Source organism: Sphaerospermopsis reniformis (genome assembly GCF_005402885.1).
Classification (GTDB): domain Bacteria; phylum Cyanobacteriota; class Cyanobacteriia; order Cyanobacteriales; family Nostocaceae; genus Sphaerospermopsis; species Sphaerospermopsis kisseleviana.
In genome coordinates this window covers 1-8,496 of sequence record NZ_BJCE01000230.1, presented here as the reverse complement: position 1 = coordinate 8,496, position 8,496 = coordinate 1, and the positions used below count along the sequence as shown (strand labels likewise).

The window sequence follows — 8,496 nt, the reverse complement described above, 5'->3', positions numbered from 1 at the left end:
AATTATCAGCATCCCTAAATAATACTACTAATAACCAGGAATTTTCCCAGAATTTACCTCCTATTCCTGCTACGGTGGAAACAATTCAACCACCCACAAATTCTGTAGTTTCCAATTTTGATTCCCAACAGCGAAATCAAGCAATTTTGGAACTAGAGAAAATGTCTCTGAGTCCAAATAAATCTGGTGATTTGAGTCAAGCGATCGCCTCTGCTCAAAAAATTTCACCCGGTACACCGCTTTATCAACAAGCACAAAAAAATATTCAGGTTTGGAGTCAAATGATTTTAGATTTAGCCCAGGAACAGGCTAACCAGAGAGAATATATTGATGCTATAGCTACTGCGGAATTAATTAATAAAAATACAGCCTTTTATCGCCAAGCGCAAACATCAATTGCAAAATGGCAATTAGAAGCCAAGCAGTATTTAAGTAATCAAACTTTGTTGGATGCTGCTCAGGCTTTAGTTCGACCAGGACAAGCTTCTACTTATAACCGAGCGATTGAAGTAGCGAAAAAAGTACCACCAGGACAACCAGGGTTTGAAATTGCCCAAACATCTATTAATCAATGGAGTGAACAAATTTTAGAATTGGCTAAAAACCGTGCTGCACAAGGAGATTTTAACACTGCCATTGCCACTGCTACTTTAGTTCCTAAGCAAACCATCGCTTATGAAGACGCTCAGGATGCGATTGAAAAATGGCGCAATCAGTATACTAGGTGATTGGGGATTGGTGACTGGGGACTGGTGATTGGTGATTGGGGGTTATCTCCCCTGCCTCTTGACTCTTGCCTCCAGCCCCCTGCCTCCTGTTGTATGACTTAACAATATTGTGAAATATCTTCGCCACATTCATCAGCTAGATAGCACAGGGCGCGAAATCTTAAACCTACAACTTCTTCATATAAAGGATTTAGTTTACACATTGGGGGAATGTGAAACAAGACTTTCCCAAACAATTTGACATCACGTTCAAAAGGACATTGAGGGGGAATTAATCTACACACCCGATGAGCAAATTGGCGATCGCCTACTTTTAAAGTATCCAACCAATTTCGCAAAGGACGCAGGAAATCCCAACCTGAATGAGAATGAGAAGCCTGTAACTCTGTGACATTAGCTTTATTGGTATTATTCGTCTCTGCTTGATGGAGCGATACCAAGCTTGTGAAAAAAATATTTTTTGTGGTACTTTCAAATGCCTTCATGGTTATTCCTCTCTTTTTATGAGGGTATTCACCTTACTGATGAATATACAATATGACAATCACTCTGTCCGGGAGAATAGTATTTTGACGGAAATTCTGGAAAAAGTGCGAGTAGCTACTGAAAATCAGAATCTGTGTATTACTACGTCAAGTTAAACTCAATTTCCTTAAAATGTGTACTCCACTTAGCTAATCTTTTTCATAACTTGACACTCTTTAAATTTTAATTAAGACCTCTATCTTTGGACGGGTTTGGCTGTAACTATTACAAAACTTAACATACTTAATGTTTATAGGTCAAGTAACAATTATAAATGCTGTTTATACGCTATCTAATACAGTGATTATGTTGCAAGTTGCTATTTATAGTGTATTAACGCCAGTTACTACAAGTCGGCGGAGCCGCCCAACGCACGGGTTTATTCAGCAAGCCCTAAGTAGGGTTTGCTGAAAAAGTCCCTTCGTTGAGGCAGGGAATAGGGAATAGGGAATAGGGAATAGTTTTAGCTAATTAAGAAGCCACAGCAGTAGAACGAGTCCGCCGTCTTCTACCATCAGAAACCTTCACAGCAGGTTCAGGCGGTTGTTCAGGAACTTGCAGCAACAAAGTCACAGAAGCTTGACATTGTAACTCCCGACGCAGAGAACGGGCCAACTCCTTCTCTAAAGTGCCTTGTAAACCGCCCCAGTCTATATCATTGGGTTCATTTCCCGTCACAAACTCAGACCAACGAACCCGCAAAATTTCCTCAATGCGTTGCTGTACCCATTTCAATAACAGCGATCGCTCAATACTTGTCACCACACCCCGCAGGTGAATTTCTGGTCTAGCCAACAGTTTACCATTCCAATCAACAGCAGCCGCAATAGTCGCCAGTCCTTCAGAAGCCATCGTTTGCCGTTCTTGCAACACTTTGGCGCTCACCATTCCAGAACTCGTTGTATCCACCAGTTCAATACCCGAAGCTACTTTAGCCGCAACACGGATAGATTCTTCAGTTAGTTCTATCACATCCCCATTCTGAATAATCACCATATTTTCTTTGGGAATGCCCATACTCTGAGCAGTTTCCGAATGCTTCACCAACATCCGATGTTCACCATGAACAGAAACAAAGAACTTAGGACGAGTTAAAGCCAGCATGAGTTTTTGTTCTTCTTGACAACCGTGTCCAGAAACGTGAACGCCCTTATCTCTACCATAGACCACATGAGCGCCTTGGATCATCAATTTATCAATGGTGTTCACCACCGCAATGGTATTACCAGGAATGGGGTTAGCAGAGAAAACAACTGTATCTCCTTCTCTAATTTTAATATGGGGGTGTTCTTTGTTAGCAATGCGAGTCATGGCCGCCATTGACTCACCTTGAGAACCTGTTGTTAAAATCAGTACGTTCTCATCCGGTAAACCCCGGACAGTATGCAAGGGTTGAAATAGGCTATCTTCACATTTGATATAACCTAAATTCCGGGCATGGGCAATCAAATTTAGCATTGAACGTCCCACAACTGTCACTACTCGGTTATGTTTCTTGGCCAGTTGCAACACTATATTGATCCGATGCACACTGGAAGCAAAGGTAGTAACAAATAAACGCCCTTTAGCTTGGGAGAATACCCGGTCAAGGTTGGGATAAACGGAACGTTCAGAAGGTGTAAATCCTGGTACTTCTGAGTTAGTGGAATCACTTAACAAGCAAAGTACACCTTTTTCCCCATGTTCCGCTAGGCGCTGTAAATCAAACTTTTCGCCATCTACAGGGGTATGGTCAATTTTAAAGTCCCCTGTATGGATAACTACACCTAATGGAGTATGAATAGCAACGGTAAAACTATCAGCGATAGAGTGGGTGTTGCGGATGTATTCGACAAAAAAGGCTTTACCAATTCTGACGACATCACGAGGAAGAACTGTTCTTAATTCTGTGCGATCGCGTACTCCTGCTTCTTCTAATTTCCCCTCTAACATGGCCATTGCTAATCTTGGTCCATAAATTACGGGGATGTCAAATTGTTTCAGGTGAAAAGCAATACCACCAATATGGTCTTCATGACCATGAGTAACGATCATGCCTTTGATTTTATGGCGATTTTCCCGTAAATAAGTTGTATCAGGTAGTACAATATTTACTCCGTGCATGGACTCGGTGGGAAAAGCCAACCCTGCATCCAAGAGGACGATTTCATCCTCGTATTCAAAAACACAGGTATTTTTTCCTATTTCATGTAAACCGCCCAATGGAATAATTTTCAGGGCTGAGTTAGCTTCGTTTCTAGCCATTTTCTCCTGTATGTTGTGTGAGTTGTTAATCAGTTGATAGTTAGCGTTCTTGTATGAAAGACAACATCAAATGTCTATATAATTCAATGTCAAAATAGCCAATTTCCACTTCTGATATTCAATCAATTTGGTATTGAATAAATAAAAGTAATTGACCCCGTTCCCGTAGCTTCTTATCAAAAAAGATTCTTATATCGTTCAGTTGTAGCACAGATGTTTAAATTGCGACCTAGAAGCAATTATTACTTTTTATTTATAAGTATCTGGGAAACCAGCATCTGGCTAGTATCCAATATATTGGCGCTCAGATTAAACTGAGTTTATGCAACACATCCTCTAACTTCTGACAGATTTCTGCGTCAGCTTCGCACAGCGGTGGACGAACTGAACCAACGTTCCAACCTTGAAGTTTTAATGCTTGTTTAACAGGAATGGGATTTGTTGTTAAAAATAAAGCTTTAAACAAAGGGAATAGTTGTAAATGAATCTCAGTAGCAATTTGAATGTTGCCTACATTAAAGGACTCTATCATCTGTTTTAGTTGATTACCTACCAGATGAGAAGCCACACTCACCACACCTTTAGCACCAACCGCTAACAGAGGCAAGGTTAAAGAATCATCTCCAGCGTAAATCTGAAATTCCTGTGGTGTCAAGCGGCGAATTTCACTAGCTTGATCTAAGTTACCACTGGCTTCTTTAATTCCCACAATGTTGTCGATTTGTGCTAATTGCACAACTGTTTCTGGACTCAAATTTTGACCAGTCCGACCAGGAATATTATATAACAACATCGGTAGGTCAGGACAGGCTTGAGCGATCGCCTGAAAGTGTTTGTATAGTCCTGCTTGGGGTGGTTTGTTGTAGTAAGGTACAACTTGTAAAGAACCATGTACTCCTATTCTAGCTGCTTTTTCGGTTGCTGCGATCGCTTCTTTGGTAGAATTTGAACCACACCCAGCAATTACTTTTGCTTTCCCTGCTACCGCTTGCAACACTTCCACAAACAGTTGATACTCTTCATCCCAGCTTAACGTGGGAGATTCACCTGTTGTTCCACATATCACTAATGTATCTGTACCATTGTCAACTAAATTTGCTGCTAATTTTCCAGCTACTTCATAGTTAACACTACCATCTGCTTTAAACGGCGTGATCATTGCCGTTATCACTGTACCAAAATCTACCACCCGTTTTTCACTCCTGATTTGTCTTTAGTTGTTAGTTGTTAGTTGTTAGTTGTTAGTTGTTAGTTATTAGTTATTGGTTATTGGTTATTGGTTTATTCATCTTTCTTTCCCAGTCACCAGTCACCATTCCCCAGTAACAGGTCCTCATTCATCAATCACCAGTCCCCAGTCCCCAGTCACCAGTCCCCAGTCATCAATCACCAGTCACCAGTCCCCAGTCACCAGTCCCCAGTCACCAATCACCCATTCTGAAGTAGATTTTTTTCTACTAATAATTCGGCGATTTGTATCGCATTTAAAGCCGCACCTTTACGGATTTGATCGCCACACAACCATAATTCTAAGCCACAAGGATGAGAAATGTCTTGTCTAATTCTGCCGACTAAAACCTCATCTTTACCACTAGCTTCTATAGGCATGGGGAAATAATTTTTCTGCCAATCTTCCACCAATTTCACACCAGGCGCATTGCTTAAAATTGCTCTTGCTTCATCTGGACTAAAAGGTGTGTCAAACTCCAGGTTAATTGCTTCGGAATGGGCGCGGAGTACGGGAACCCGTACACAAGTAGCAGTAATTCTGATGTCTTGACTACCAAATATTTTCCGAGTTTCGTTGACCATTTTTAACTCTTCCTCACAATATCCTATATCAGTCATTGGGGAATTATGGGGAAATAAATTAAACGCCAACGGATAAGGTAACACTTCAGCTACTGGTTGTTGTCCTTGTAATATAGCACTGGATTGAATTTTCACTTCTTCCATTGCTTTTGCACCAGCACCACTGGCAGATTGATAAGTTGCCGCTACAATCCTTGTTACTGGTTTTACTTGATGCAGTGGCCAAACTGCCAACGTCATTAAAATTGTGGTGCAGTTGGGATTGGCAATAATGCCTTTATGCTCGGCTGCGGCTTGGGGATTCACCTCTGGAACTATCAAAGGTACATCCGGGTTCATACGGAAGGCGCTAGAGTTATCTATTACCACTGCTCCTTTGTCTACAGCTACCCCAGCCCAGGTTTTGGAAGTTCCACCACCAGCACTAGCTAAGACAATATCAACATTTGCAAAAGAGCGATCGCTGACTGCCTCAATTACAAGATTTTCGCCTTTAAACTTGAGCGTCTTTCCTGCACTGCGTTCTGATGCTAACAATTTTAAATCCGCCAGGGGGAAATTACGACTTTCTAGTAATTCCAGCAACTCCGTACCTACAGCACCAGTCGCACCCAAAATAGCTACACGATAGGATTTAGACAAATTCGACTCCTTCTTTAAGAGGTTACTAAGGTTACTAAGTTTTTTCTAATACTCAAAATATCTATAATGGCAACATTGAGCAATCAAAGAAATTTGAATACTTAATGAGTTTTTTTCTAATTTAGTAGATATCTATAATATCTAAAGAATTTGGATTTTAGGATATTTTATTTATATTTTGATTTTATTTGACAATAATTACCATTTAACCTGTATTACTTTGAATTATACACTACCATACAACAAACTCCAAACTAAGGGTAAAATGAATAGACTAACCATTAATTAGGTTGATAGAATCAATGGTACAACCTTGGCAACACCAGACTGCTTAGTTAACCATCTCCCAGTGGTGAGTAGGTTTGGGAAGCGGTTACTGGGTTTGAGATTGGGGGTTTGATCTTATCCTTCTCTCTTGAGAGCAGACAAGTATTGTTAGGCAACAGTGCTACCATGAGAATCTACCATGTTGACAGGATATCACAACCTGAACAATCTGGGTAACATTTTGCGTCTAACCTATCATGACCGCAGTAACAGCCATCAATTAAAGATCATTAAGCAGATTTTTTAGGACTAAACAACGTTTAAATGAGAAATTCTGAAAAATCGACTGAGATATCCTATCAGTAAAGATATAGCAGAAAAACTGGAAGGATCTGTAAATTTCTGTGCTATTGGCAGTAAACTAGATATCTGCTGAAGAGCGCAGCCCCTAAGCCCGGAGTTGAGGATGCTTAAAAGACGATTACTGGATAGCTAATTATCTAATTATCTAATTATTTTGTCTGATTTCGTCAAAAAATCCATCAACTGCACAAAACTGATGTATAACCTAAAAAATCCCTCTATTAATCTTAATATGAGCGATTAGTATAAGTTTTGTGTTGCACATCAAGTTAATAAGCGAGATATACGCAGCTTGTGTGTACTATCAAAAATGACAACACCAAAAAACAGAGACAAAGCATGAAAGTAACCCAGGAAAAACTTGAAAAAAGCCAAATTGGACTAGAAATAGAAATTACAGCGGAAGTTACCCAACAAAAATACGAACAGGTAATCAAAAATTTAAGTGCTACTGTAAATCTTCCTGGGTTTCGCAAAGGCAAAGCACCCCGGCAGGTATTATTACAGCGTCTAGGAAGCAGTCGCATCAAAGCATCGGTATTGGAAGAACTAATTCCCGAAGTTGTAGAGCAAGCAGTCAAACAAGAAGACATTAAGGCGATTGGCCAACCGAGATTAGTGTCATCCTTTGATGATTTGATTAATAATTATAAACCTGGAGAACCCTTGACCTTTGCTGCGGCGGTGGATGTAGAACCAGAAATCAAAATCCAGCAGTATACAGGATTCCAAGTCAAAGCCGAAGAAATCAAACATGATCCAACACGGGTGGATACAGTGTTAGATCAGGAAAGGCAGAAAATGTCCACATTAATTCCCGTAGAAGGAAGAGCAGCCCAAATAGGAGATGTGGCAGTAGTAGATTTTAAAGGTGTGTTGGCTAAAGGTGAAGGTGAAGACGAAGCAGCAGAACCTACACCCATTCCAGGAGGAGAAGCAGCAGATTTTCAAGTCGAATTGCAGGAAGATAAATTTATCCCTGGTTTTGTAGTCGGTATGGTAGGAATGAACCCTGGAGAAACCAGAGAAATTTCCGCCCAGTTCCCAGATCCTTATGCGAGTCAAGAATTAGCCGGTAAAGCTGCCTTGTTTACAGTGACACTCAAAGAAATTAAGGAAAAAGAACTACCACCATTAGATGACGACTTTGCTCAAGAAGTCAGTGATTTTGAAACTTTAGCAGAATTACGGACATCCTTAGAAGAACGTTATCAAAAAGAAGCCCAAGAGCAAACCAAAACCAATCAGCAAGAAGCTTTATTAGCGGAACTGCTCAAGCACGTAGAAATTGATTTGCCAAAAACTTTGATAGATAACGAAGTTGATGCCATGATCAAACAGACAATCATGAAATTGTCAGAGCAGGGAATGGATGTGAGAAAGTTTCTCACCCAAGAAATCCTGAATCAATTGCGCGAGCGTTCAGAACCAGACGCAGTAGAACGCCTTAAACGTTCTTTGGCTGTAGAAGAAATCGGTAAACGGGAATCAATCACAGCCACAGTTGAGGAAGTCAACGCTAAAGTTAAAGAACTCTTAGAAGAGTACGCTGATGAAGATATAGATGCAGTAAGACTGCAATCTTTGGTAGAAGCACAGCTAGTAAATGAGAAAATCATGGATTGGTTGCTGGCTAACTCATCCATAGAACTTGTACCCGAAGGTTCTTTAAGCACAGAAGAGGAAACTGATTCAGAAGCAGAAACGGCTACAGAAGCAGAAACAACCAGTCCTGAGTAAAGGTGACTGGGGACTGGGGACTGGTGACTGGTGACTGGGGACTGGTGACTGGTGACAGGTGACTGGTGACCGGGGACTGGGGACTGAGGAATGCGGACTGCGGACTGATGACAGAGGACAGGTACACGGGTGCAGTCGAGTGCGCACAGGTGAATGGGGATTGCTGCTTGTGCGC

At 40.9% G+C, this 8,496-nt stretch carries 6 protein-coding genes and 2 pseudogenes; 3 read left to right on the top strand and 5 right to left on the bottom strand.

Translation table 11 applies throughout. The annotated features are described in order from the left end of the window. Nucleotides 1-728, top strand: a pseudogene (locus FFR48_RS22405) (peptidase C14); the annotation flags it as partial. A gap of 98 nt (nt 729-826) precedes the next feature. Here FFR48_RS22405 and FFR48_RS22400 read toward each other — a convergent pair. The 3 genes from FFR48_RS22400 to dapA form a co-directional block, all read right to left on the bottom strand. Then, nucleotides 827-1,213 (bottom strand): Mo-dependent nitrogenase C-terminal domain-containing protein, encoded by a 387-nt coding sequence (locus FFR48_RS22400; protein WP_137668889.1) that lies wholly within the window; start codon nt 1,211-1,213, stop codon nt 827-829. Between the two features lie 511 nt (nt 1,214-1,724). Further along, nucleotides 1,725-3,497, bottom strand: a complete 1,773-nt coding sequence (locus FFR48_RS22395) for a ribonuclease J (RefSeq protein ID WP_137668888.1) — start codon at nt 3,495-3,497, stop codon at nt 1,725-1,727. A 304-nt stretch (nt 3,498-3,801) separates the two neighbouring features. Further along, nucleotides 3,802-4,686 carry a 4-hydroxy-tetrahydrodipicolinate synthase gene (dapA, locus tag FFR48_RS22390; RefSeq protein ID WP_137668887.1) on the bottom strand — a complete coding sequence of 295 codons (885 nt, stop codon included), beginning with the start codon at nt 4,684-4,686 and terminating at the stop codon, nt 3,802-3,804. 87 nt (nt 4,687-4,773) lie between these two features. Here dapA and FFR48_RS22385 point away from each other — a divergent pair, with 87 nt between their 5' ends. Then, entirely contained in the window at nt 4,774-4,938 is a 165-nt protein-coding gene (locus FFR48_RS22385; RefSeq protein ID WP_162501940.1) for a hypothetical protein, read from the top strand. Here FFR48_RS22385 and FFR48_RS22380 read toward each other — a convergent pair. Further along, nucleotides 4,926-5,951, bottom strand: a complete 1,026-nt coding sequence (locus tag FFR48_RS22380; RefSeq protein WP_137668886.1) for an aspartate-semialdehyde dehydrogenase — start codon at nt 5,949-5,951, stop codon at nt 4,926-4,928. The genes FFR48_RS22385 and FFR48_RS22380 overlap by 13 nt on opposite strands. A 969-nt stretch (nt 5,952-6,920) precedes the next feature. On the opposite strand from FFR48_RS22380, the gene tig reads away from it, so the two are divergent. Next, entirely contained in the window at nt 6,921-8,321 is a 1,401-nt protein-coding gene (tig, locus tag FFR48_RS22375; protein ID WP_137668885.1) for a trigger factor, read from the top strand. Here the strand turns inward: tig and FFR48_RS22370 are convergent. Then, nucleotides 8,290-8,496 (bottom strand): annotated as a pseudogene (locus FFR48_RS22370) (hypothetical protein); the annotation flags it as partial. The gene tig and the pseudogene FFR48_RS22370 overlap by 32 nt on opposite strands.

What these genes read in the sequence shown, in the direction of transcription:
- FFR48_RS22400 (WP_137668889.1), bottom strand. Translation starts at nt 1,213, where the DNA reads ATGAAGGCATTTGAAAGTACCACAAAAAATATTTTTTTCACAAGCTTG.
- FFR48_RS22395 (WP_137668888.1), bottom strand. Translation starts at nt 3,497, where the DNA reads ATGGCTAGAAACGAAGCTAACTCAGCCCTGAAAATTATTCCATTGGGC.
- tig (WP_137668885.1), top strand. Translation starts at nt 6,921, where the DNA reads ATGAAAGTAACCCAGGAAAAACTTGAAAAAAGCCAAATTGGACTAGAA.